Raw genomic sequence first — 26,245 nt, forward strand, 5'->3', positions numbered from 1 at the left:
CATAAAAATAGCTTTATGCACCGCTTAAGTACTGGTATTATGATCAGGTATTGAGTCTCACAATTAAAGGACATCGCCATGAAACATTTTCTTGCGTTACTGCTGCTTACTTGTGCGAGTGCGCAAGCTCAAACGCACTCCCCGGAGTTAGATCAGTTACTTGAAGAGCTTCATCATCAATATGAAAACCCCACGCTTGCGGGGGCACAGCGAGACATGGCCGACGTAGGCAAACTCCCTTACTTCTTGATGCACATTGATGAGACGGACACCGTTGAGAGCATGAGGCTGAACGCGTATTTAGACGGGCTTCAAGCGGCGTATCTGGGCAGCGTCAATCGTCAAAACGACTTAGGGGGCAACCACTGGTTTTGCATGCGTGACACCATGGCCATGCACCCCAAACGCAACCCTGAGTTTGTGAAAGAAATGATTTGGACGGTTCTAGAGAAAACGGCCAAGAATGATCCTGAACGATTTACTCGATATAACTATGCGACGGCATTTTCAATGTCAACAGCGGGCATTTTTGAATACGGATTACAAACTGAATACCCTTGTTACTCGCCCATTCCAAAATCATTGCATTTTATGGGCTGGAAATACTAACCTCAAGAAAGCAAAGAGCACAACATGGATACGAATTGGCAAGAAAAACTCAAGCTCGATACAAGCAGTGTGGCGTTAGTTGAGTCTCGATTTGTCCGCACGACACAGTCTCAAACCGACGTAGCAAAGTGGATGCTGGATGAATGGATGCCGATGGATTCAGTGGTGGCCATAACGGGTTTACCGCTTGAAACCGTGGTGTTGATTGAACTGGAGATGACATTCGGCATAGGGACTCATGGCTTGCACTGACCACACAACATCAAGGGAGCACGCCCCTTAACCTCATCGGCGTCTTTCTTGCAAAAAAAGCCCCACGCATGAAGTGGGGCTTTGGTTTTCAATCATAAGGTTACACAAAAGTCACATAGAGCATTAATGTTGACTTATTTCGCTTGCCCGAAACAAACGAGTCAACACCTTACTCAAAATCTCGCCATTTGCCAATAAAAAAACGATGACGTAGAGGTCAATCACTCACACCCTTTGGCGATGGTGTGCTGCTTGATGAAGGCGAAAAAGGTATATCAGCTCCTATCGCCTTCCACGCCTTATCCTTAAGGACAACCTCCGTGTCTCGTGACACCAAGCAGCCTAAAAAGCATATCGCAAAAATCCGTTGATTTCACGCATAAAAATGCACTCATCAAGGAGGGCATTTCGTTTACCTATGCGATAAAACCCCCAAACGATAAAACCATGAGTTAGCAAGGCATGTCTAAGGCTGCTGACTCTTTTATCGCCTGAGCCTAACTAAACTACCACACTCCCTGATTGTTTTTCAACCGCCCCAATAAGGTGTCTCTCCATGATGAATAAAATCCTTACATGGTTATCCATGGCCAAAAGCGACGAACCCAATGTCGATAAAGCCACCGGTGACAACCTCAATGCGTTTTTAATGCAATGTCAAAAACAACACGTTCATTTGGTTTTACCTGCAGACAAAAGTAAAACGCATCCGTTAACCACGCTCATCCAACCTCTCAACCTTTCTCAAAACCAAGCCAAGCGCCTATTAAAAGCGCACTTATCGCCATTGACTCGCTTTCACCTCGGTCCTGCGGCCTTTTTCACGGCCATGAACCACCCTGAGCAACAAGCCTTTCCTTGTCAGGTGTGTGATAACTGCGCGCCTGGGTTATTTAAACACGATGGCTACCTGGTTGCCGATACCTCATGGTGCAGTCAGTGTCACGAAAAAGGAGCGTGCATCGACGTGGCATTAATTGAGCACTACCGAAAATTCGGCATCGATGATGACACGATATGGATAGCACTACCAAGAACTCGATGGGGTTCAAGAAATGGGCCTTCTACTTATCAATCACTTGAAGATATTGAAATGCGTTATCAAGCGGTGTTTGAGGGCGCAAAAAACAAATCACTCCTGTAATCAAGTTTAAAGAGCTTATTATCATGACCATACCGCTACTCACCTTAGTGTGTTTGACACTTCAACTCACGTTGGTTTTGAAAATCATTACCTTAGCTTGGGGTTCACTGAAACAGACACGTAAAGCCGCTCAAAGCATAAAAATAGCATTAATACTGACATCCATAATTTGTCTTTTCTACAGCTTACCTATTGGGTCGAACATTAGCATTATCTTCACACACCCGATCCTTTCATTTGTTACTTTTTCTTTTTTAACCCTATCACTTCAAAATACTGAAAGCCCTAGCCAAGAAAGAACGCTCTCGTATATCAAAAGCCTGATGATTATTGATTTCTCCATCGTCTATTGCTTTGTCGGCTTGTTAGCCTTCGATGCAATGACAAGTAAACATCACTCTTATCCATTCTTCTGATTGCTCAACACTAAAAGGACAAAAACACCACCAACAAACACACTTCGCACTCCCTCTTACTGCACACATCAGAAAAACACGTTCACGCTCACTCGTTATAGGAAACCATTATGCCTAGACCCACGCGCGCCAAAGGGAATCACTTTACCCGTGGCGGACAAATCACCTTTCACTCCATTCGGATGTTCTTTCAAGTCAACAACACCTTAGTCACCGCCGCCATTTGGTCAGTGATTGCCTTAACCGGCTTGATGACCTGGTTCAGAGCGCCGGATAACGCCTTTTGGTCCATCTTCTATTACTGGCGTAATCGGCTTTATGCCAGTTTAGGCCACGACCTCAACAGCGAAGTCACCACCCTATGGAGTGGGAAGCGCTACGTCGGCACGCTTGCCTCTCAATTGAACAACACCCAACTCATTAACCTGTATGATGAGGTTATCCAGCAAATACAAATCAACTTCTTGCTCACCATCGGACTGATTGTTGTGCTCTGGATGCTGGCCATGCGCTTTTTCAGACGACAAGGGGAAAAGCAAAGTGAAGACTTTCATGTTCGGGGCTATCAATACGCGGAGCCTAAACGACTGACCCAAGATTTAAAATCGCGGGCCAAAAAGCTGAAAAAGCAAGGCGTCGGTAACGGGCGTATCTCGGATTTTAAGATCGATGGGCTTGCGTTGTTTAAACACGAATTTGAGGTGCAGCACCTACTCGCCGATGGTACTACGGGGGCCGGTAAATCCGTGTTGCTGAGAAAGCTTTTAACCTGGATACGCAAGCGTGGGGATAAGGCCATTGTTTACGATAAAGGCTGCACCTTCACCAGTAAGTTCTTTGACCCAAGCCAAGACACACTGCTTAACCCGTTTGATGAACGTTGTGCCAACTGGGATGTGTGGTGTGACGCGAAGGATGCCCCTGATTTTGAGAACATCGCCAACGCGCTCATTCCCCAACACGGCGAAGGCGACCCGTTCTGGGTGGATTCCGCGCGCACCATCTTCTCCAGCGCCGCGTATCAAATGAGCCAAGACGACAAACCGTGCTCAACTGCCCGATTACTCAGCCTCATTTTAACCTCTGAGCTTGAAACGCTGGGCAATTTCTTACAAGGAACCGAATCGGCCTCACTGGTCTCCAAGGACATCAAAAAGACCGCCATCTCCATCAAGTCGGTGCTGGCCACCTACATAAAAAGTCTGCGTTTTTTAGATGGATTGGATGACAAAGACGCCAAAGGCAAACACAAACGCAAACCGTTTTCTATTACCGACTGGGTACAAGATGACAAACAAAAAGGCTTTTTGTTCTTATCCAGTAATGCGCAGCAACACGCCTCATTGCGCCCGCTCATCTCGACATGGCTTGCTATCGCTTCTAATGCTATTTTGGGCTTGAAGGCCGATGACAACCGGCGTATTTGGGTCATCATGGATGAGATGCCCAGTTTACATAAACTGCCAGAGCTGGATAACATCATCTCAGAGGTGCGTAAATTTGGGGGGTGCTATGTGATTGGCCTCCAGTCTTACGCTCAATTGGTTAAGACTTACGGCAAAAACACCGCGGATGTGATTTTTGATTTGCTCAACACCCGCTTCTATTTTCGCGCGCCGTCGGCACAAATGGCGCAGATTTCATCCAAAGATTTAGGGGAGCAAGAAGTGGACGTATCGAGAGAAAACATCTCTTATGGTGCAAACGCCTTGCGTGACGGGGTCTCCATTGGCCATCAGACCGTGACTCGCCCGGTGGTGTCGAGCAGTGAAATACAAGCCATGGACGATTTACAATGTTACTTACGCGTCCCCGGTAGCAGTTTCATCACTCAACTGGATTTACACTTTGATAAGAGACGCGATGTGACGCCCGCGTTCATCAAGCGGGATTATACGCTCTCACCTGCCATGATACGAGCGTATCAAGAAGCGGTGTATTGTGAATGTGTGGCGCCTGGACTGTTTCTTAGTGAAGAAGACCGGGATGTACTGGCGAAAAGGCAATCGGAGCAGTTTGATACCCCCGAAGAGATGACGCTTGAGACCGACCAAATCAAAGCGGCCACTCAAAGTGACGCAGTCAAACACCTCGCAAGCGAAGAAGCCGCTAAGCTCAACGTCGAGAGTGACTATCAAGAGCGCGCGCAGCAAGAGCTTGAAGAGTCTGCGATATCTCAAGATATCGAGATGGAAACAGGAGAAATGATTGAGTGAACCATGATGACGTCGTACTTAATAACAAGTCCTCTTTTTTAACTGAGATCAATACAAGGAAGTTCACATGGTAAAACAGCCCTTACAAGATCATCAACGCATCACCATTAAATCCAAATCAGACCACAGTGAGTCTCCCATCAAACCCTTATCAGAAGGAAAAAAAAGTGAACACAAAGTGCGGCGGCGCATTGAGGATTTACTGGACGAGCAAGCTTTTCACCAATTATGGGACACACTAGAATAAGCATTGACACCCTAAATGACAATAATTACTATTTGCAAACAATTTGACGCAACATTGCTCACATTGCTCACATTGCTCACATTGCTTCCAGTGTAATTTTGGGGTGGCTGAACATAACGCCCTAACTTTGTTTCATTTAACGACGCCACTTGGCGTCGTTTTTTTCTACTCCACATCGCGTATCCTATCCCTTGTCTTTTTTCATTCCTGTTTTGCATGGGAGGCCACATGAAGCCAAGAAAACACCACAAACACCAACAAAAAATCCAAAGACAACATCAGCCCCGTCCGGCATCATCTCAAAAAGAGAGCCAAGCAAAAGCGTTATTCGTGCTTGATATGCTCGATGGCAATGACTGGCGACACCTGACATTGACGCATGAAGCCGCATTAAAGCTCATTCGACGAACCAACCACAGAGGGTATACCTTGACCCCTTGCACGCCCGCCGATTAATCACTCCAACACCAAGCCTTGCCATCGCAAGGCTTTTTTACGCCACGCAGCCAAAACGCGCCATTTCACATATTTACCGACCGACTCACCGCTCAGCTTTGCGGCTAGCGGCGATTTGCGTTGAACAAAATACAACCCTGTCATTCAAAGACACACTCGCACCCTACTCACGGAAAAAGGATAAAAAGATGAGCCATAACACCACCATCAAACCAGAGCACCTCCCCGTACTTCAAACACAATTACTCACCATCCGCCACCAACTCATCAGCACGGAAATTCTGCCTAACCCCTTCATTGGAAAAATCGCATGGTTGTCGATTTGCGCTCAAGCGATAGGGTATCTCGATTGGGACGACTTAACAGCACAAACCCAAATGCCCCCCATATCGACCAATAGCATTGTGTTTGACCCCGCATCCATTATCCCTTTCATACAAAGCGTGAGAGTCGGGGTAGGTGAGCACATCGACAACATTGAAGGGCTGTCCAGTGTCATTTTGAGAAACTTAACTGGCGAAGAGTTAAGTTCGATGGATGGCAATGAAGAGGATCGCCCTCCATTACCCACGCCACCCACTTCTTATGTCATCGAGTTAGGACCCAACACCCTGTATGCGTCCGACCTTTTAAATTGGCTCTGGCCTATGACCCAACATCATTCCGTTCATCGTATCGAACATCACTATTTAGAACACATGAAAAAAAGGCGAGCCGGATTGAGTCAGTCACAAGCGAAAGAGCGCGCCTTGGATGTTTATCCACACTCAGGCGTGTTAGTCAGCGATATTTTAACCTCACTCATGTCTGGGGGGTATCTAGAGATTAACGGCAAGCAAACGTCCGTGTCTTTTACACAAAAAGGACTTAACTATGTAAACCATCAAATGACCAACGAATATGACGCAAAATGGAAAGCCTGGTTTAAGGAGTTCGCAGCTCATGTCAAAACAATCCCATACCGATACATCAAGCACGATTGGACACGCTACATCTCTTTATATGCCAGTGGGATCACCGCGATGGCCGCCGCAAAAAGTGTTGAGTGGTCAGAATGCTACACCCAAGCGCATTCTGAGATCCAATCCGCCATTAAACACCAACTCGACATTGACTTACCTCTTTATCCAAAAGAACGATATCTGCAATTTACGCCGAGAATACTGCTGACACCAGCGCTGACCAGCAACAAGATCAGTGACATTCATTTTGAATTTATCGGGCCAGACTGGGCAAAGCCAAACGGCAAGTTAAAAACAAAACGCTTCTGGCCAAACAAACGTTATGTGTCGGTGTACTTAGGCGATCGCACTAAAAGTCGAGGTTGGTACGCCACAATCCCTAGCCATATTGACTCTTTTAACGTGATCTATAAATGGACAAGCCCGTCCCATTCTTTTGCAAGCGTCACACACCACATGACTTATCAATTAGAAACCAATATGGAGTGCGCTCAAGATTGGCTGTACGGCAACGAGTGCATGAAACATTCCGATGCTTCGATACCAGCAATGGCAACCGATGAATACAGCTTTAACAGTCTAGATTGCTTGACGCATGGCAAGCACTTAACCGAAGACGACATTGTAGAATTAGATCGATTTAAAGCCGGCATTACATCCATTCAGATTGATGAACATGGCGTCACCATTCACGAAGAACGAACGTTGACCGCCAGCAATTCATTTGCCTGTGTTGGGATCATTTTGTAACCACACCTCTTTTAATTCCACTTCCCCTTAACCTACTCACCGCTCAGTTTTGCTGCTAGCGACGATTTGCGTTGCACAAGGAAAATACTCATGCTTTCTATTAGCCCATTAAAATCCGCCTCTGGCGCCGCCAAATATTACCTTAGCGAAGAAAACCCAAAAGACTCACCGGATCTCTCGTTAGAAAAAGACGCCGGTGACAATTACTACCTCAAAGAAAAAGACCAAGAGGAGAACACCTTTTGGCATGGCAAGCTCGCCATCGAAGCGGGACTGGCAGGCAAAGCCGTAGACCAACCGACCTTAGAATCGGTACTCTCAGGCAACCTAGGCGATGAAACCATTAAAGGGAAACGGGAAAATCACAAATCAGGCTTCGATCTGACCTTTTCGGCTCCTAAAACCATCAGCGTTCTTGCGCTTGTTGGAGGAGATGCCCGTCTCATTGAAGCGCATAACAACGCCGTCAAATTTGCTTTAACAGAGCTTGAAAAAGACGTGGCACAAGTCAAAGTCACTCATGAAAAAGGGATCCAAGAATACGAAAATACGGATTCGATGCTATTTGCGGTCGTGCGCCATAAGACCAGCCGTGAAAATGACCCACAAGTCCACTCTCACGCTCTAGCGGCAAACATGACGCGAGACCAAGAAGGTGATTTACGGGCTTTATCAACCAGCCTAAAACAAAAAGGCGGTGTCATTAACGGCACAGGCGAACGCATTTACAACTTCCAAAAATACTACGGTATCTTATACCAAAGCCAGCTTGCTAAAGACGTACAAGCCCTTGGTTATTCCACGCGAGGCGTCGGTAACGGTCAGTTCGAAGTCAGCGGTGTCCCTCAACCCATTATTGAAGCCTCATCGACTCGCAAACAGCAAATTGACCAACGCACCCTAGACTTAGGCTTTGATTCACGCGCGGCAAAAGACGTCGCCAACCTCGATACACGTAAAAGCAAAACCTACCAGAGTCATGAAAGCCTCAATAATCAATGGCAAACTAAAGTACGCTCGCAAGGCTATGAGCCGTCTGAGTTAGTGGGAATGGCGCAGCAAGCCAAGACATCACAAGATGGGATTACGCCAGATGATACGAAAGCTGCCATTCATAGAGCCATTGACCATTTGGGTCAATACAGCACCGCATTACACCTAGAAAAAATCATTGAACTTGCCGCGTCTGATTTTACCAAAGGAGGCGTTCAAGCCAATGCGATTGAGCTTAAAACCATCCTAGACCAACAGATAAAAGAGGGCGCGCTTATTCCTTTAGCCGATAAAGGGCAATACACCACCCAAACCCTGATTGATAATGAGCACTCACTCATGAAAAGCACCCAAGGACGGGCGCACCACATGCGCACCCACGTTGACCCCTCGCTCTTACATCGCCTTGATATTCCAGCCAACCAGCAACAAAAGCTCACCGACCTATTTCAGTCCACCAAGCAGTTTCATGTCGTCAATGTGCATGGCTCATCACAAGGCATCGCGCAGCAACTGCTTAATGTCGGCAACCACAGCGGCAAACGGGTTCAGTTCGTCTCCCAAACCGCCAAAGCCAAATCAGAAGGCGTGGAAAATATTCAGCGCCACAGCCACACCTTAGGCGCCTGGATAGCCCATCATTTTTCATCGGAGCAGCGCCACACTACCCAAAGCTTGCTCCAGGGCGCAACGCCGTTCACCAACAAAGACATCTTGCTCATCGACGACGCCAATAAGATGAGCGCTAAGGAGCTGATGAGTCTCACCAACCAAGCCAAGCAATCCAACACCAAGGTGGTGATGCTGAACCGCGTCTCCAGTCGTCAAGGCTTTAAAGCCAACAACGCCATTGAACTGTACCGCAAAGGCAACGTAGAGCGTCATACGTGGGTGGGTGGGAAAAGCGCCCCCACCGACATCAAACTGCATGACAACGACACCGATAGAATAGCAAGGGTCTACGCTGACTTACCGGACAAAGCCAACACTCAAGTGATTGCCACCTCCGGCGTCGAGCAGCGGCGGTTAACCGAAGCGATACGAGGGCAGTTAAAAAACACCGGCGCCCTCTCTCGTCATGAAACCACCCTATTCACTCAAACCCCTCACTCTCTCTCCAAAGCGCAGCAACCACTTGTCCAACACTACAAACCCGGCATGACCCTCACCCATTGGGAGAAAAACAAACCCCAAAGTTTTGTCATTGCCAGTATCGACAAAGAGAGCAACACCATGACCGCACTCAGCAAACGCGATGGACAGTCACACCGCTTTGACCCGTCCAGTCGCGCCTTTAAGAAGATGAAGATGCAAATCAATAAACCGCAAAGTCTCAACATCGCCCAAGGCGAACGCCTTCGCACGCTGGGTAAGCACTTTCCTTCTGGCTTAGAGGGCAACCAAAGTTACCTTGTCACACACATTAACAAAGAAAGCCTCATGCTTGAGAGCAAAGGTAAAACGCAGCGCCTAAGTTTAGAGAGTCTAAAAGACGCACCATTGCAATACGATTACGTTCACGGCGCCAACCATATTGAGCAAAAAGCCCATACCTTGTTATCAGGAAAAACCTTTACTCTGTCTAAACCGCTGATAAACGACCTGACCGAAAAAACAGCGCGCCTGGATGTCTTCACCGACAAGCCAAACAAAGCCCAAAGCGCCCTAGAAAAAGAGCAGGTCTCCCCGTCAGCCATTGAGCGCGTCTTGCACACGCAAAACGTCAACGACCGCTACCTAAGCGGCGCCACCCAAGCCTTGTTAACGCAAGACGTCAGTCAGGCGCTTTCGACCCTGGCAAAAGCGCAAAACGCCCCACTGATTGAAAAAGCGGTCAGCTTTGCCTTAAACCATTTATCTGAGCGTGAAGCGGGGTTTAGCCAAAAAGCGTTAGTGGTGGAGGCGGTACGTTACGCCTTTGAAGAAGCCGGCGGCGCTATTACCAAAGACCAGATTGACACGGAGCTTGCCAAGCGCCGTGACACCCTTTCCGCGGAGTACAGTGACGGCACACGCTGGACAACACACGCGGCGCTGGAGACTGAAAAACGCATCTTGCAAAACATCACTGATGGCAAGGGCCAACATCCGCCTTTTGCGATAACCAAGCAGGTGCAAGCCTTTCTTGAGACCCAGCCTCGCCTCACTCAAGGACAACAAGGCAGCCTTACCCTGATTTCAACCACCCAAGACAGCTTTGTCGCCATTCAAGGCTTAGCCGGTACAGGGAAATCCACCATGCTTGAATCCAACATTGAACTTATCCAATTAGCGAAACAAGTCAGCCAACAACCCGAGCAAAACGTCATTGGCCTTGCGCCCACCCACGCCGCCGTTTCTGAGCTGGAAAGCAAGGGCGTGAAAGCGCAAACCCTAGAGAGCCTACTCAGTGACATCCGACAAGGCAACCGCCAAGCCAGCGACTATCAAGGCACTTTGTTCTTTCTCGATGAAAGCTCCATGGTCAGTAACAAACAAGCCGATGAATTCACCACGCTGGTCAATGCCAGTCAATCCAAAGCCGTGTTGTTAGGGGATAAAGAGCAGTTGTTATCTTTAAGCGCCGGTAAACCCTTTGAGCTGGCCATGCGTCAAGGTCGCCTCGATACCGCTTACATGACCGACATCATTCGTCAGCAAAACGACCCCCTACTCAATGCCGCGCAAAACACCATTGATAAGCAGCCCGAAAGCGCCTTGGACAAACTCCAACGCCAATCGCCTGACGCGCAAGGCAATCACCAACATGTCATCTCCACGCTGGATGAAAACAATCAAGACCGACGCCAAGCGCAGTTAGAAGCCACTGAAAAGCTGCCCTACCTGGTAGCAAAGGATTACCTAGAACGCACACCTGAAACCCGCGAAAACACGCTTATCATCGCCTACACCAACCAAGAGCGTGATGACATCACGGCCTACGTTCGTGTTGGCTTAATGAAAAACGAGGAAATCGGCAAAGAGAACATTGTCGCCACGAGATTGCGCTCCATCGGCGCCACCGGTGAAGAGCTCACCACCATGATGCCGTATCAAAAAGGCTTAGTGCTGAGCACCAAGCCCGGTGAGTACGCCACCATTACCCACGTGGATTCGGAGCACGGTGTGGTGACGCTTGAAGACGCCAGCACAGGCAAGACAAAGCCGTTCTTACCGCGTAACCGTGACCATCGTTTCACGACGCTTTTCTCTGTATCAGAAAAACCACTCTCAACAGGCGATAAGATTGTCACTCGCTTTACCGATAAAAGCCGCGACATCAAAGCCAATGTGGAGTACCGCATCACCCAAGCAAGCCCGGATAGCATCATGGCGCAATCAAAAAGTGGCCAAACGCTCACCATCAACCCGAATGAGTTAACAGACAGTCATTGGGATTACGCTTACAGCCGAACCGCGGACATGGCGCAAGGGGCCACGTACCCGCACGTCATTACGGCCATCAAAAGCAAAGGCGCATTAACCAACCTAAGACGTGCCGGCATTGATGTCACCCGCGCCAGCCAGCACGTGAGGCTCTATACCGATAACACCACACACCTGCTCAAAAGCTGGTTATCCAAAGAAAGCCATAAAGCTAGCGCGATAGAAACCGCCAACCAAACCCCACCCCAAGACACCACTTACTTTAACCGCAACGCCCTGCCCCATGAGGACGTTCGCTTCCAAAATAAAAGCGGTGACTTTGACTACAACACCTTTAAGGAGCACATCAATACACAACTCCCGAAATACACCGAAAGCCTAGCCATGCACTTATTAGGCAAGCCCAACCAGTCCAAATCCGACCGCGACTATTTAACCTTTGGCATTGGCAAATCCGCCATTAAAGTGACCTTAACAGGCGAGCATCGTGGTTATTTTAAAGACTACACCACGGGCGAGAAAGGCTCGCTGATTAACCTCATCATGAGCCACAAAGACATGGGCTATAAAGAGGCCATGACGGAAGCCAATAACCTGTTAAATGAGCCAGATAAATATCAACTGGAGGAAAACAGCAAACATGACAAATTACTCAACACCACGCCAAAGCATATTGCGCAATTTGAAGAAAGAGCCAAAGAATACATCAGTCAAAGTAAACCGATAGAGAACACACTGGCCCAAACTTACTTAAACAAGCTAGGGGTAAATCACACCCACAATGACCAAGTTAAATTCCACCCGGCAGTCTACTCGTCCGAAGACAAACTCTTCCATCCGGCCATGGTTACCAATATTCACAACAAACAAGGCGAAACCAAAGCCGTTGAAGTGACCTACCTTGACCATCAGGGAAATAAAGACGATGCCTTAGACATTAACCCAAGGACGCTGGGGACAAAATCCAAACAATTAACGACCTTCCATCAAGGGGAGCATGTAAACACCACCCTCATCAGCACGTCGATTGAAAACTCGTTTTTAATACGCGAGCACACTCAAGGCCAAATGGACATTATTAACGTCAACCACAAGAACGACATTCAAAATATACCCACGGATGAATTAAGACAGAATGTCATTATTGTCTTAAACCAAGGCAACCACGATGTAAACCCGAACAACATCGAGAAGATTGTTGAGAATTTTAATGGTCGAGACGTTCAATTCATGTCAGACGATCATTTAAAGGAGGACATTAAAACCTGCATAGATAAATTAGACCGCGATAACCGCGCGCATGATATCGAATTAAGCGAACCCCATCCCACTCATCAAGAAAGAGAATTAGACACACTGAACATGGATGAGAAAAAAGAACGGGACAGTCAATCCCTTGAACACTTTGAAACCAAAGCGCCGTCACCTCAACACGAGATGGATTTTAATCATCCAGAGAAAGAGAGCGATTGGGAAAACAGAGAAATAGACAGAGAGTTAGAGAGATAATAAAGGGTAGCCATAGGGCTTAATGCCGATCGTTTAGCTACTTGAACGATCCTCCAGAGGCCTCATAATCGGTCGTAACGTAAGTTACGGCCGATTTTTTATGTCTGAGTTTTCAAAAGAGTTACAGGTTACCGCAGAGTTTTGCCACGAACGTCCAATCGATGTGTTTAATAAACACATTCCTTGGGAATGGGTTGAAGAAGCTGTTCAACAAACTGGACGAGTATCGCTCAGAAAGCGACGCCTCCCCGCAGAGCAAGCTGTTTGGTTAGTATTAGGGATTGGGCTCCAACGTAATCGCTCCATTCAAGATGTCTGCGACAAGTTGGAGTTAGCATTCCCTGATGTAGATGGTGAACTCACACCTATGGCAACAAGCAGTATTATCAAGGGGAAAGAACGCCTCGGCGATAAACCTATGCGTTACTTATTTAAAACTACAGCCCAACAGTGGGAGCAACAATCAGACTTTGACGAAGTTTGTGGCTTAAAGCTTCTTAGTGTCGATGGAACGTATTTCAAAACTCACAATACCGAAGAAAATCAGCATTTTGGGTTTGCTCAAAAAGGTGCATCATTTCCAAGCGTGTTGGCAGTAACATTAATGTCTACACGTAGCCACCTTGTGTCCGATGCTGCTTTTGGACCAGTAACAAACAGTGAAATATCATATGCCCAACAACTTGTGGGGTCAGCACCAGATGACTCATTAACACTTTTTGATAGAGGGTTCACTTCTGCGGAGTTATTTACCAGCTGGCAGGGTGCTAGCAGTAACAGCCACTGGTTAACACCAATCAAAACCAAAATGCGCTATGACATAATCGAGAGTTATACTGATTATGATCATCTCATTGAGATGCCTGTTTCACCACAAGCTCAAAAGCAGACTCCCTATCTTGGCAAGAGATGGCAAGCACGCCTTATTCTAATTCCAACCCCTAAAGGTGAAATCAAAGGCTTCATTACTTCGTGCTTATGCCCTGAGCGCTATCTGTTTGATGACTTAGTTAAAGTGTATTGGGAGCGTTGGGAAATCGAACGCAGTTACGGCGAACTAAAGCAGTATCAGTTACAAAACAAACCAACATTACGAAGTAAGAAAAAAGTCGGGATATATCAGGAGCTATGGGGAATATTAACCAGCTATAACATCGTGAGGCTGGAAATGGCTGAGATGGCTAAACAACATGAAGTTGAGCCTCTACGGATCAGCTTCATTAATGCCTTATTTTTGATTATGGATGAGATGATTTGGGCGAGCGACACTCGAAGTCCAGGAGCGATACCAAAAAACTTAAAAGCTCTCAGGGACAATGGGAAGCGGCTTATTCTCCCCAAGAAACGGAAAAGGAAACCATACCCCAGAGCGGTTTTAAAAAAGCCAGCCCGATACCCCAATAAACATGCCACTCGCTCTTAAGCGAGTGGCATTAAGCCATAGGGCTACCCTTTTTTTTCGCCTGCAAGATAATCCTCGACACTTTTATCAACCAAGGCCGTATTGGATTTTCTTTGCTCAATGGAATCGGCTTTATTTTTGTAATACCTCTCACCATCAAAGCTATGCGCTAAATTTAAATTTAATACCCCTTGAACTTGCCTAACTCTGCGATACGTATCTTCCATCAACTCACGGTTTGATGGACGATCGTCATCGCTATCATTAAGTTTGATCCGCAACGCCAACGTCAAAAGCTGGCGAGCGGCTTCTGCATCACTCAACTTCTCTCTCTTTTTAAACTTAACGAAATCTTGCTCTAACTTCCCATTAAGGGAAGTTTGTAAAGGGTAAGAACGCGACATAATTTACCTTTTTTCCGTCAATGAATGTCAATGAACGCTTACTTTTAGCCTCAATGAACCCCAATTAAATCACAATGAAAATGCATTGTACATGACCATTATCATTCACTCTAGACCCACAGCACAAAAGGGATAAATATCAATCCAATCAAATATCATTGATATTACATTGAAATCGCTCCCAAGCCTTTACCCAAAAGGTATCAATTAGAATTCATTCTATCTGCATGTTTTTTAATTGGGATTTCAGCGGCTAATTAGTTGAGATTTTGAAAATTTTTCCCATCTAAATACACGCACCACAAATCTAATTAAGCCTTTGTTTTTAATGCTTTTATATTTTTACAGACAACCATTTAAATCGTTTTCCGATTTAGCGTGGTGTGTGGGAACTTTCAGAGAAAGTAAAAAGTCGGGGCGGCTTCATCAGCTTGAGTGGGTAGAACTTGAGGAAATAAAACCAGGCCGAAGAAAAAAGACGAACCCATGGCGACTGAATCGGGGATGCAGAAAGGGACGAACAGGCAAGAGCAAAGAGGAATGAGAACGTTGGACGGCAAGACGCATTGCACCAGAGTGGTGCAATGCGGGTTATTTTACGTTTTGCGAATAATAAACAGATTGGACTTTTTGGATGTATATTTTTCTGGCGGTTTCGGTACGTTTGGAAAACCCTGCGTTATATGCCCCCACGCTGTTCCAGTTATAACCGTGACTGGCAAAGTTCGCGCTTAATACCCATGCACCTAATGACACGTTAAAACACGGATCATAAACATTCTGATCATTCACATTAAAATCCGAAAGCTTGTCGAACCAGATTGAGTTAATTTGCATTAGGCCATAATCGCTACTCACGACCTCACCGACGTTATTTTTATTTTCATTGATAGCATTAGGGTTTAAGTTACTTTCAACGGTTGCAATGGCTCTGAGTAAGTCTGATGATACATTATAATGATTGCCAGCCTCATCAAAACAAAAAGCGAACACGGGAAAAGGAAACCATAGCATCAATACGGACAGTTTATTCATTTTACCCCTCTATTAACCATCCAGCCCGAAGGCTGGATGATAACACGATAGACAACCGACATTAATATTCGAACGGGAATAATACGGTGGTCACACTTCGATCGCCTTCGGTAATAACCCAAATCCTTTGATTGCAAATTTGATAACCTGACATGATACGAGCGCCTATTTTTGTCGCTTCATCATTGGCAATTTTATCTTCTATTGGCATATCCCCCCAATCGCCGTTTTGATGACGCATTAAGTAAATACGCAAATTGGCTCCGATGTTGTCACTCAATAACATTTTTACGCCTTGAGTCATCACCACCGCTCCTAAATCAAAAGGTTGGGCGCTGCACACATACTGCTCTGCTTCCGTTTTTTTGTTTTCTATTGTAAACTCTAGTTCACTCATTATTGGGTTGTCCTTTATCTCTATATAATGGGTAGCGCCTTGATATTTATTGACGTCGATATCAAGGCGTTTTTTATTGGCTGATTAACACACGTTTTCGGTCTGGCAAATGTGGCGATAGACTTGGTGAACATCATCAAAGCAATAGCCGTACTCGGTGAGGTTTTCGACGCAATCCATAATGTCCCCGCTATAAAAGCATTCGTAGTTAAATAGCTCACGGCGAATAATGGCGTCTTTCCCATTTTCTTCGATGTCTTGCTTAATTCCTTCTTGGTTAATGGTGGCGAGACGGTTAATTAATTGTTTGGCTCTGTCGGTAGGACAAATTAATCCAGCCCCTATTGAGACGTATTCAATGCCTTGTTTTTTTGCTTTGGCAAACTGCTGATTAGAAAAAGCAAAAAAAGCCCCTGCGTCATTAAACGCTTGCGTTTGTTTATCTTGGATGTAATGGGATAACGATTTCATGGTTTTACTATTCCTTGTCTTAATTAAAACGGGCAACGGTCAAATGAATAAAGGGTTTCAAAAGGCGTAGACACATCCAGCACAACAAAACAGTCCCTTAACGTCCCGATTTGAAATTGGCGCATGATAAGGGCGCGTACCTCTGCCAGCGTGAACGGGAAGTACTGAGCCTCACGCTGAACAAACCCTGCGGCCTTGAGTTCTTCTGCTGTAATGTCACTCCACGGCGCAATCGCAAATCCTTGTTGTTCGCTCTTGCTTTGCTCTAAAGAGACATCATGTTTTGGTGAGCTTTCGTGCTCCAGCGGCGAGACGCTGGTCGCTGTTTGGCATGTAGAGAGAGTTAGGGTTGAGTTTTGTTGCGCCATGGGGAGTTTCCTTTTTGTTTGAGTATCACCTTTCGGAGCCGCTTAGCTGTCCATCGGGCTTTCATGGTTCTCAATAACAAGGGCGCGAAGCGTTCATATACCCTTGTTATTGAGGTTCTGAAAGGTCATGGTTAACAGCTTGCGAGTCCGTAAGGGGATACGAGTAGAAAGGAAAATCGGCGCATAAAAAACTCGGCCCTTACTCTGCCTTAATGACAGGCAGTGAAAGACAACGAGGAAGAATGACGAGGCGTAGCGAACGCAGTGAGCGGAGGCGTTGGGTGATTGTTCGCAGGAACGCAATGGCACATCGAGCTTTGCTCGATATTCGTGTCATGCGTTATCGCGGGAGGAGCGAAGCGACGGAATGAACGGAGCGAAGCGAGAACGCCCAAGAAAACGGAAAGCTCAGCACAAGAAGTCACCTCCACATGCCTCACCGATACTTAAGTATTCTCACCCTAAACCTAAACCAGCATGCGTTGAGTTCACGCCTTGCCCATAAACAAAAACCGGCCAATCAAAACAGGCCCTGGGACAGCGCTTGCTCGTGTTAACGAGCCTTTCTTTTTGCTTTTTCCTGAACTTATCCTGGTAATGGGGAGCACGCCTTTTTCGTAGACGAAGAAAGAAGCACACACGGTTAGGGATATGCAGTCCGTCAGGACTGCATATTGAGGACATTAAAAGCCCACGGGCATCCACTGAGCGAAATGCGCCCTTTGTGGCTCTGTCAGTGAGTTATCTCCCCCATTAAGCCAGACAGTTAATTGCTTCACCAAATCACTCTTCTTGAGCGTTTGGGCGCTCTGTAACCACGTTTCTGACATCACGGGACGGGCAATATCAATCAGCGCCTCTTTGTTGATGCGTTTGATGAAGCTGTCCGTGGTTGGTCGCCAGTAATCGGGGGCGTCAAAGGCCAGCGCTTGATAGAGGAAATTATGAGTGGAGCGGTTATCCCCAACCAGACAAGGCACGAGCATTAATGACGTGGCGAACGCCACTTGCTTGTGTTTTTCTTCACTATCGAGGGCAACGAACGCTTGAAAGCGTTCGTGCTCACCGCTTGCCTCATACCACGTCATGTCCAAGCTTTGCTTGTGTTGCTCGATACGCTCAAGTGCTTTGTTCTCATTAAAATCCCCTTGCTTTGGCTCAACAGCGCTGTGATGTAGGGTGACATTAATGGGCGCACTCAAGTATTGATTTTGGGCTTTCAGGCACAAAGAGAAGTGAAGCGCATCGAGCGCAAGTGACGTATTTTGCATCAAGGCATGTTTTGCGATAACAAGGCGGTGCGCGTTCAAATCGTCAGTAAGTGCGCCGGAATAGGTTGGCTCTGACGCGACAACGTCACTTAAACCCTCTCCTCGTTCGACATCCTTTTCACGGTTTGCTTTCTTGGCATATTCGGCTTGCAAGGCTTTGAGCGCTTTACGTTCGGATTTCGCCACCAAACCTTTAATGATACAGATATCCCCGTTGTGACCTAACGCGAGAATGCACCCTGCTAACGCTTTCTCGGCTTTCTTATATTTACCTTGATTGGCCGTCAGTTCAACATAGCCACGCGATTCATCGTGAGTGCGTGTGAGCAGTATTTCGGTCCATTTCCAGCCCTGCGCGCTCAGTTTATCCGCTTCAAGTTGTATCTTAGCCCTCGCAAGCGATTCCATTAAGGCGCGGTCTTCAAAATAGATTTTGTCAGAAAACAAATCCGTGGTGACCATTCCCCCTGCTTGTTCGTAAGACGCTTGACCAACAAACGTGACGAGTCCGCTTGACGCTTCCAATGCAGATCCTTTGAGCATGTGGCGTACTTGATGTTCAGAATACCAAGATTTCTCTTTCACTTGTTCCCACACGTCTCGTTGACGCTCTGGACTGGCAAAGGTGAATAACATGACACGCTCAAGAGAGACGTTGCCCTCGCGGTATGCTTCAAGGATAGCCGACTCGACCGCCGCTAATTTCATGCGCTGATGCACGTAACGTTGTGTTTTACCAAAGCGTTGCGCGACTTCGGCCACGGTTGCGCCGTCTTCGACTCTTTTTGAGTACGCCTCAAACTCATCGACTGGGTGCATCGAGGCGCGTGTGACGTTTTCAGTCAATGAGATTTCAGTGGCATCGTGCGACACGGTGGACGCATTCAAGATTTTAACGGGCACAAGGTATTCAGGCGGGATGTTATTTAATTCAACCAGCGCTTGAAGTTGAGTTAAACGACGACCCCCACTGATAACAGGATACCGACCTGACTCACAAGGCAGCGCGACCAAGTTTTGAATGACGCCATGCGCCAAGATGGACGCTTGTAGAGATTCATCATCGGCTTTACTGGCTTTGCTCTTTCGCACGTTTAAATCCGACACCACCAATTGATTAACAGGCAGCATCACAATAGAGGCATCATTTTGTGCAGTTGCCTGAGTGTCCAGCGGCGATACGCTGGTCGCGTCTTGACGGTTAGAGGGCGCTGAGATTGGGTTGATTGCGTTCATAGCGGTTTTCCTTTTTGGTTCGTTGAGTATCACTTCGCTTATTGCCTGGTTTCATCGACTCAACTTGAAAGACCGCTTTGACAAGGGCGCGAAGCGGCGCAGCCTCCCTTGCAAAGAGGGCGAACGTTGAGAGATTAAGAAATCAGCGCGGGTAAGCAAGTGAGCTCAAATCAAAAAGTAAAACAAAATGAACGAAGCACCGAAGCGATGACGCCCTCTTAGCGTAAAGGCGTGAAATAGAGCGGAGTGCGTCGCTTCAGACGCCTAACGACGCGTTTGCGTGAGGGATTGTCTATCTGGAACTTAGAAGCGCATTGAGCTTGCTCAATATGGGCTTCAAGTTAGCGATAGGAGGAGGAACGACGAAAAGCCCGACCGCTTGCGGTCACGCCCTAACGGGAACGGCTGCAGGAAGAGCATAAAGTGTGTTCATTTTGAGCATCAATTGAACCGTTAGAGAGCGATCACAACAGTTAGACCTTTAACTCTAAGAAGGTTTTGCCCCAAAATCGTTCAGAGCTAAAGCTCTACACATTTTAGGGAACGTGCGTTTTCCCTACCAAATCTAATCGATGAAAGAGGGTAAGAGCATGCTCATTTTAGTTTGAGCAGGCGAAAAATCATATTGCTCAGACACCGCTGGAATTATACGGAAATTTTCGGCAATTTCTGAAGTTCATATCTTAGACGCTAGGCAGAACAGGCTTTCGATTGAGCGTGAGTATAATTAGAGTTGACTGATGATTGGTTGCATATAATTAAAGAATAAATCCGTTTAATAAGCGTCATAGCTCAAGTCAGACTTACTGCTCCAAAAATTATAGCCACGTTAATCACGTATAGTTTTGCTATCTGTACGTTACTTGCGTATACTTTGCGTATGAGAAGTATATTTGTCGAATCGACCATATTTGAAAAGTACCGTTATGAATATCTCAGCGATGATGAGTTTAGGCTTTTTCAAGCTGAGTTAATGTCTAACCCGAACCAAGGTGACGTGATTCAAGGTACAGGTGGTTTGCGAAAGATTCGAGTTGCAAGTAAAGGTAAGGGCAAGCGAGGTGGCTCTCGCGTTATCTATTACTTCCTCGATGAGAAACGTCGTTTCTACTTGCTGACGATTTACGGCAAGAATGAAATGTCCGACTTAACCGCAGACCAAAAGAAACAACTAAAGGCTTTTATGGAGGCGTGGCGTAATGAGCAATCGTGATCTATTTGCGGAGCTAAGTTCAGCACTTGTTGAGGCTAAAGAGCATTCAGAGGGCAAGCTTACCCTTAAAAATCATCAATTTAACGACATCAGTGAGTTAAATATCTCACCTGATGAAATCATGAGAATTCGAGAGCATTTTAATATGTCTCGTGGTGTTTTTGCTCGTTTGTTGCACACATCATCTCGTACGTTAGAGAACTGGGAACAAGGGCGTAGCGCACCAAATGGACAAGCAGTAACCCTTCTAAAATTGGTTCAGCGCCACCCAGAAACTCTGTCGCACATCGCTCAGCTATAAAGTTTGTTAGCTTTTCCTCTGTCAGTCCACTTGGCAGAGGTGATGCGAACCGACTATAGCAAACACGCTTTGCCCCATTCCTTCTCAGCGCGAATATCTACTCAAAATCTTAGACTGTACGTTTGCCTTATCTGTAGTTATTCGATGAAGTGCCGAATTAAGCTTTTTAAAAATTATGCGTCATTTGGCGGTCTAATACTCAACACATCTCATTAACTTATTGATTGTTAATTGAACTTTGATTGGAAAGGCTGCATTATAGGACGATAAAAGACGACCAAAAGTCGTATAGAAAGCGTTATGTTAATTGTCGCTCAATATTGAGGTGAATTTCAATAGGTTGAGTATTAACTTGAGAAAGAAATTACATTGCGTATCATATGTTTGCGTCGGTTTTATAAACTAGGTAAATAATATGAAAGATAATGTTCCTGCTAAAATGAGCGATTTGTACGAATACTCAGGCTTTTGGCCTCGAGTTGGTGCTAGTCTAATCGATACTGTGATAATTTGTGTCCTTACATACCCGATTCTAGTAGCAGTTTATGGCTGGGCATATTTTGACAATGATGCATTAGTGCAAGGTTTCGCTGACCTGATTTTAAGCTGGATTTTTCCATTGGTAGCGATCATCGGTTTCTGGCTTTATCGTCAAGCGACTCCAGGCAAAATGGCTATATCAGCTAAAATTGTAGACGCTAAGACTGGCGATAAACCTACCCTTCAACAGTATATTATAAGATACCTTGGGTATATCCTAGCGACAATCCCTCTTGGTCTAGGTATATTTTGGGTTGCGTGGGATAAGCGTAAACAGGGGTGGCACGACAAACTCGCCAATACTGTAGTTATATGCGAAAAAGATCGCAATATACCTCAAGAAGTTGAGTTCTCGTCAAAAAATTAACATAACAAGATAATTGGACTCCCCACCTACTCAGTCTATTCTGAACCGTGAAGTGTTTAAGGGAGTCTAATTATGAAAAACTGATCTGCTCCAATCAGACTGGGCATTCACTAAGCGACTTTCCCATACCTGACGTTATCTGTATTTCCCTAATTTAAGCAATTGCTCTAAGTAATTTTTGCCCCAAAATCATTTAGTGCAAAAGATCATACACATCCTATTAATACGTATTTTCCCTACCAACATTTATCCGAAAGGGGTGTGCTACGAGCATGGAAAGAAATTATGCCTCATGTCGAATCTAACCATCACTTCGTCATGCTAACTTATTGATTGTCAATTAACTGCTGAATGAAAGACGGCATCTGCGTATTTCGGAGCATTGCGATCACCTATTTCGGCATTATCCGATCACCTGTTTCGGTTTAAACCGATCGCTCATTCCGCAATAATCCGATCACTTTAGCCCAAACTCCGAAATGGGCGATCGGAATAGCGAAATCACTGATCGGATACTCCGAAACCCTCCCTTTTTCTCTTTTAAATCAACCAGTCGCTATCCTTGTTAGTAGTCGTATACAACTAGGAAGTGATGATGCCAAAAAAGAGAACACCAATGACAAAAATCAAAGAGGTTTTACGCCTTAAATTCGAGTGCGGATTGTCACACAGAAATATCGCTTCCTGTCTGAAAATTGGTTGTGCGACCGTATCTGAAATCATCAGTCGTTTTAATCAAAGCCAAATAGGTTGGCCGCTCCCTGATAGTTGTTCAGATACAGAGTTAACCAATGCGCTTTATCACCCAAAAGGAGCGAATAAAGCCAAAGCGATGCCAAACTTCGCTAACTGTTGTACGGAACTAAAAAGAAAAGGCATGACGAAACTGCTGTTGTGGGAAGAATATTACGAGCAATATCAGGAGCGAGCCTACGCTTATACTCAGTTCTGTGAACATTACATGCGTTGGTTAAAGAAGCAGAAGCGTAGCATGCGACAGACCCACATCGCAGGTGACAAGCTGTTCATTGATTACTGTGGCCCAACGATCCCAGTCGTTAACCCTGACACGGGAGAGATCCGTCATGCCCAGGTTTTTGTTGCCACTCTTGGTGCATCCAATTATACCTACGTGGAAGCAAGTGAGAGTCAAAAACTAGAACACTGGCTGGAAGCCCATGCCAATGCCTTCGAACACTTCGGCGGGGTTCCAAGGTTGTTAGTCCCTGATAACCTGCGTTCGGCTGTCACTAAACATGACCGCTATGAACCTCAGCTCAACGATAGTTACCAGAAACTATCTAACCATTACCAGACGGCTGTCATGCCTGCTCGACCATACAAACCTAAAGACAAAGCAAAAGCTGAAAATGCAGTGCTCATTGTTGAGCGTTGGATAATGATGCGACTACGACACAATACCTTCCACACGTTCAAAGAGTTAAACCTAGCCATCCGTGAGCTAATGAATGATTTGAACCAAAGGGAAATGAAACAGCTAGGAGCCAGCCGTCAGGCACTGTTCGAGCAGTTAGATAAACCAGCATTGAGACCACTTCCAATCCAACGCTACATCTATACCGAAACTAAGCGGGCGAAAGTTGGGCCTGACTACCACATAGAGTACAGAAAACATTACTACTCTGTGCCTCACCAGTTAGTGGGACAACATGTTGAACTTGAAGCCACTTCCCGCTTGATACGCATTTATTATCAAGGAAACCTAGTCTCACAACATCCATGTAGCCCAAAAGAACGAGGGATAAGCACTTACCCCGAACACATGCCCAGCAACCATCGGTATCAGAAATGGTCTCCTGAACGATTATTGCGCTGGGGAGAACATATTGGCGCTGCAACTCGTGAAATGGTGAATGTTCAATTGATGAAAAAGGCACACCCTGAACAAGCTTATCGTAGCTGTCTTGGCTTATTGAACCTGAGTAAAAAATACGGTGATGTTCGTCTAGAGCAAGCCTGTAAGGATGCGCTTCTAATCAATAAACCCTATCTTAAGTTCGTCAAAAACTTGTTAGTAAACCATCGGGAAGGCCAACTCTCATCAGAAACTCAAACCACACCCAACATAGAGCACAGCAATGTTCGTGGCCCTGACTTTTACCACTAGGAGTACGTAATGAACCAGATAAATGAACAACTAAAAGCACTTCGCCTTGGTCATGCAGCACAAGCTTTAGAGCAGCAACGTGAGCAGCTATCCACTTACGCAGAGCTAGCGTTCGAAGAAAGGTTAAGCTTACTTCTAGAGAGTGAGTTGCTTAACCGAAACCAAACTAAGATCCAAAGGCTCAAGCGACAAGCCAAGCTCAGAGTAGATGCGCAGGCAAGCCAAATTATTTACAAAGAAGGGCGAGGTCTAATGCGGAGTCAGATGAGTGAACTTCTGACAGGAATCTATCTGCACAAACATCAAAATATCTTGATCACTGGCCCTACAGGAGCAGGAAAAACCTATATCGCTTGCGCTTTATCGGCTCAGGCTTGCGAGCAGCAACATAGCGTTCGATATTACCGTTTGAGTCGCTTACTGGATGATCTAAGTTCAGGCCGTCTTGACGGCACATATCAAAAACAGCTACTGGCACTATCGAAAAAAGGCTTACTCGTCCTAGATGACTGGGGAATGGAAAAGCTCACTCAGGATCATGCAGGTCATTTACTGGAGTTACTTGAAGACAGATATCAGGTCAGCAGCACGATGATGATAAGCCAACTTCCTGTAAAAGAATGGTACAACATGATAGGTAACGCCACGGTTGCTGATGCTGTTTTAGACCGATTAATCCATAACAGCCACCGATTAGAACTAGGAGGGGAATCAATGAGAAAACTGGCGCAATCCGATCAGTTAGAGTAAAACTAGAGGTAGAGAAAAACGGCAGGGTCAGGTGATCGGATTAAACCGAAACGCCCGATCGGAATCGCCGAAATACGCAGGCATCATAGCAATATAGAAAACGGCTGGCAGCCGTATAGAAAGCGTGATGAGTTAGAGGTAATTATGGAATCTTCAGCAAAGCAAGGATTTAGATTTGCTCGCTTTATGAGGCTACTTCCCGTAGGCGAAGATAAGGTCTTAGTTGTCCTTAAAGGGCATTTATTAATCGAAGAACTTTTGAGTGATATTTTAACCCTCCACCTGAGCTTAGATAATCCTCTAGGTATAAAGATCACTAATAATATGATGTTCGCCAAAAAATTAGAGTTATGTTGGGCCCTATCGAAATCTACAGAGTTACCCGATGAGTTCTGGGTTGCAATAAAAAAGCTGAATACGATTCGAAACAAATATTCGCACAACATTTCACCTTCAGGGATTGATGTAACAATACAAGACTTCACTTGTGAAGTTGAGCGACTTGACCCCTTTGGTTATATAAAAGATGGTGGAGACTCTAAGTTTGAAATTTCAATCAGTTGCTTATACATTATGCTAAATGAGCAATTAGGTGCTTTGCGAAACTCATAACAAGAGCTAAGGCAGATTCCCAACCCTTGGCATTCTCAGTTCAAGGTTGGGTTTTGGGTTAAGGTGCAATAGGTTAGGTGGTGGCGTTGCAACTTAACGCGACTAGCCTTCTTAAGGAGTATATAAATCAAATGTCAGTTCAAAAAATGCATGGTGGGGCGACCCATACAGCTGAAGAGTTTGTGTTAGCGGGTTTAGAGGCCTCAAAGAGTGTTGAAAATAATCGTTTAGTAGCTCCTGTTATGGTCTGTTTTGCTTTTGCATCAGAGTTATTCCTTAAGGGGGAGTTAGCAAATCAAGGAATTGACCCTTGTAAGGAACATAGCCTTTGGAGCTTGTATAAACTACTTCCAGAAGATAGGAAAAACTGGGTAAGACGAATGTATGTTCACCTAGTTGGTGATATTGAAAAAGCTAGTTTTGAAAGAGAAATACAGCGTTGGTCTAAATCATTTATAGAGATTAGGTACTGGCATGATCAAACATCAAAAGAGCAGGCATATTTTGATTTTTCTAACTTCATACCAAATCTCGCGATCAGTTTATATAACGCTTACTCACACATAGACGAATTTCCAATATTTGAGTTTCCGCAACTTCGAGGAAAACATATCAAATAACAGAATGCTAACAAGCGTTTAGATTTTCAAGATACTTTTCCTAATCAATTGAAGTAATTTTGTCCAATGTCACTAAATTACTTCTGTCCAGAGACGTGCCAGCACGATCACTGCTAGAACGTTTATGCCCCAAAATCAGCTAGATCAAATACTCTAACGCACTTAAGCCTGCAATCTTTCTCAGCTTCCTCACTGCATAACCATTCAATT

At 45.7% G+C, this 26,245-nt stretch carries 24 protein-coding genes; 17 read left to right on the forward strand and 7 right to left on the reverse strand.

Annotation, left to right across the window (positions count from 1 at the left end; translation table 11 throughout):
- Positions 1 to 78 precede the first annotated feature (78 nt).
- From VTAP4600_RS25465 to VTAP4600_RS25495, 7 genes are all read left to right on the forward strand, one after another.
- Entirely contained in the window at positions 79 to 609 is a 531-nt protein-coding gene (locus tag VTAP4600_RS25465; protein ID WP_012397009.1) for a hypothetical protein, read from the forward strand.
- A 24-nt stretch (positions 610 to 633) separates the two neighbouring features.
- Positions 634 to 861, forward strand: coding sequence for a hypothetical protein (locus VTAP4600_RS25470; RefSeq protein ID WP_012397010.1), 228 nt, complete (start codon positions 634 to 636; stop codon positions 859 to 861).
- Positions 862 to 1,417: 556 nt separating this feature from the next.
- Positions 1,418 to 2,005, forward strand: coding sequence for a hypothetical protein (locus VTAP4600_RS25475; protein ID WP_012397011.1), 588 nt, complete (start codon positions 1,418 to 1,420; stop codon positions 2,003 to 2,005).
- A 23-nt stretch (positions 2,006 to 2,028) separates the two neighbouring features.
- Positions 2,029 to 2,421, forward strand: coding sequence for a hypothetical protein (locus VTAP4600_RS25480; protein ID WP_012397012.1), 393 nt, complete (start codon positions 2,029 to 2,031; stop codon positions 2,419 to 2,421).
- Between the two features lie 110 nt (positions 2,422 to 2,531).
- Positions 2,532 to 4,637, forward strand: a complete 2,106-nt coding sequence (gene traD, locus VTAP4600_RS25485; RefSeq protein ID WP_012397013.1) for a type IV conjugative transfer system coupling protein TraD — start codon at positions 2,532 to 2,534, stop codon at positions 4,635 to 4,637.
- Positions 4,638 to 4,704: 67 nt separating this feature from the next.
- A complete protein-coding gene (locus tag VTAP4600_RS25490; RefSeq protein WP_012397014.1) occupies positions 4,705 to 4,884 on the forward strand; it encodes a hypothetical protein in 180 nt (59 codons plus the stop codon).
- 228 nt (positions 4,885 to 5,112) lie between these two features.
- The gene (locus VTAP4600_RS25495; RefSeq protein WP_102525549.1) at positions 5,113 to 5,340 is read left to right on the forward strand and encodes a hypothetical protein; all 228 of its coding nucleotides are present in this window, start codon (positions 5,113 to 5,115) and stop codon (positions 5,338 to 5,340) included.
- On the opposite strand, the gene VTAP4600_RS26060 is transcribed toward VTAP4600_RS25495, so the two are convergent.
- Positions 5,341 to 5,484, reverse strand: coding sequence for a hypothetical protein (locus VTAP4600_RS26060; RefSeq protein ID WP_172443237.1), 144 nt, complete (start codon positions 5,482 to 5,484; stop codon positions 5,341 to 5,343).
- A 44-nt stretch (positions 5,485 to 5,528) separates the two neighbouring features.
- Between VTAP4600_RS26060 and VTAP4600_RS25500 the strand changes: the two genes are divergently transcribed.
- From VTAP4600_RS25500 to VTAP4600_RS25510, 3 genes are all read left to right on the forward strand, one after another.
- Positions 5,529 to 7,052 carry a hypothetical protein gene (locus tag VTAP4600_RS25500; RefSeq protein WP_012397017.1) on the forward strand — a complete coding sequence of 508 codons (1,524 nt, stop codon included), beginning with the start codon at positions 5,529 to 5,531 and terminating at the stop codon, positions 7,050 to 7,052.
- A 90-nt stretch (positions 7,053 to 7,142) separates the two neighbouring features.
- Positions 7,143 to 12,920, forward strand: a complete 5,778-nt coding sequence (gene traI / locus VTAP4600_RS25505) for a conjugative transfer relaxase/helicase TraI (RefSeq protein ID WP_012397018.1) — start codon at positions 7,143 to 7,145, stop codon at positions 12,918 to 12,920.
- Between the two features lie 100 nt (positions 12,921 to 13,020).
- Positions 13,021 to 14,343 carry an IS4 family transposase gene (locus tag VTAP4600_RS25510; RefSeq protein WP_012397019.1) on the forward strand — a complete coding sequence of 441 codons (1,323 nt, stop codon included), beginning with the start codon at positions 13,021 to 13,023 and terminating at the stop codon, positions 14,341 to 14,343.
- A gap of 23 nt (positions 14,344 to 14,366) precedes the next feature.
- Here VTAP4600_RS25510 and VTAP4600_RS25515 read toward each other — a convergent pair whose 3' ends face one another.
- From VTAP4600_RS25515 to VTAP4600_RS25540, 6 genes are all read right to left on the reverse strand, one after another.
- Positions 14,367 to 14,726: a hypothetical protein gene (locus tag VTAP4600_RS25515; protein WP_012397020.1), complete on the reverse strand. Its 360-nt coding sequence runs from the start codon at positions 14,724 to 14,726 to the stop codon at positions 14,367 to 14,369.
- A gap of 591 nt (positions 14,727 to 15,317) precedes the next feature.
- Positions 15,318 to 15,761, reverse strand: coding sequence for a lytic transglycosylase domain-containing protein (locus VTAP4600_RS25520; protein WP_012397021.1), 444 nt, complete (start codon positions 15,759 to 15,761; stop codon positions 15,318 to 15,320).
- Between the two features lie 61 nt (positions 15,762 to 15,822).
- A complete protein-coding gene (locus VTAP4600_RS25525; RefSeq protein WP_012397022.1) occupies positions 15,823 to 16,158 on the reverse strand; it encodes a hypothetical protein in 336 nt (111 codons plus the stop codon).
- 84 nt (positions 16,159 to 16,242) lie between these two features.
- A complete protein-coding gene (locus VTAP4600_RS25530) occupies positions 16,243 to 16,629 on the reverse strand; it encodes a DUF7659 family protein (protein WP_012397023.1) in 387 nt (128 codons plus the stop codon).
- Positions 16,630 to 16,652: 23 nt separating this feature from the next.
- On the reverse strand, positions 16,653 to 16,997 hold the full coding sequence (locus VTAP4600_RS25535) for a hypothetical protein (protein ID WP_012397024.1): 345 nt from the start codon (positions 16,995 to 16,997) through the stop codon (positions 16,653 to 16,655).
- 683 nt (positions 16,998 to 17,680) lie between these two features.
- Positions 17,681 to 19,504: a ParB/RepB/Spo0J family partition protein gene (locus VTAP4600_RS25540; RefSeq protein ID WP_102525550.1), complete on the reverse strand. Its 1,824-nt coding sequence runs from the start codon at positions 19,502 to 19,504 to the stop codon at positions 17,681 to 17,683.
- 880 nt (positions 19,505 to 20,384) lie between these two features.
- Here VTAP4600_RS25540 and VTAP4600_RS25545 point away from each other — a divergent pair.
- From VTAP4600_RS25545 to VTAP4600_RS25575, 7 genes are all read left to right on the forward strand, one after another.
- Positions 20,385 to 20,717: a type II toxin-antitoxin system RelE/ParE family toxin gene (locus VTAP4600_RS25545; RefSeq protein WP_012397026.1), complete on the forward strand. Its 333-nt coding sequence runs from the start codon at positions 20,385 to 20,387 to the stop codon at positions 20,715 to 20,717.
- Entirely contained in the window at positions 20,704 to 21,018 is a 315-nt protein-coding gene (locus VTAP4600_RS25550; RefSeq protein ID WP_012397027.1) for a helix-turn-helix domain-containing protein, read from the forward strand. The genes VTAP4600_RS25545 and VTAP4600_RS25550 overlap by 14 nt, the downstream gene beginning before the upstream one ends.
- Positions 21,019 to 21,433: 415 nt before the next feature.
- Positions 21,434 to 21,925 carry an RDD family protein gene (locus tag VTAP4600_RS25555; protein WP_012397028.1) on the forward strand — a complete coding sequence of 164 codons (492 nt, stop codon included), beginning with the start codon at positions 21,434 to 21,436 and terminating at the stop codon, positions 21,923 to 21,925.
- Between the two features lie 595 nt (positions 21,926 to 22,520).
- The gene (gene istA, locus VTAP4600_RS25560) at positions 22,521 to 24,053 is read left to right on the forward strand and encodes an IS21 family transposase (protein WP_102521770.1); all 1,533 of its coding nucleotides are present in this window, start codon (positions 22,521 to 22,523) and stop codon (positions 24,051 to 24,053) included.
- Positions 24,054 to 24,062: 9 nt separating this feature from the next.
- Positions 24,063 to 24,803, forward strand: a complete 741-nt coding sequence (gene istB / locus VTAP4600_RS25565) for an IS21-like element helper ATPase IstB (protein WP_012397030.1) — start codon at positions 24,063 to 24,065, stop codon at positions 24,801 to 24,803.
- 144 nt (positions 24,804 to 24,947) lie between these two features.
- Positions 24,948 to 25,415, forward strand: coding sequence for a hypothetical protein (locus VTAP4600_RS25570; RefSeq protein ID WP_012397031.1), 468 nt, complete (start codon positions 24,948 to 24,950; stop codon positions 25,413 to 25,415).
- Positions 25,416 to 25,546: 131 nt separating this feature from the next.
- Positions 25,547 to 26,035, forward strand: coding sequence for a hypothetical protein (locus tag VTAP4600_RS25575; protein WP_131825470.1), 489 nt, complete (start codon positions 25,547 to 25,549; stop codon positions 26,033 to 26,035).
- Positions 26,036 to 26,245: the final 210 nt, after the last annotated feature.

Source organism: Vibrio tapetis subsp. tapetis (assembly GCF_900233005.1).
GTDB classification, from domain to species: Bacteria; Pseudomonadota; Gammaproteobacteria; order Enterobacterales; family Vibrionaceae; genus Vibrio; species Vibrio tapetis.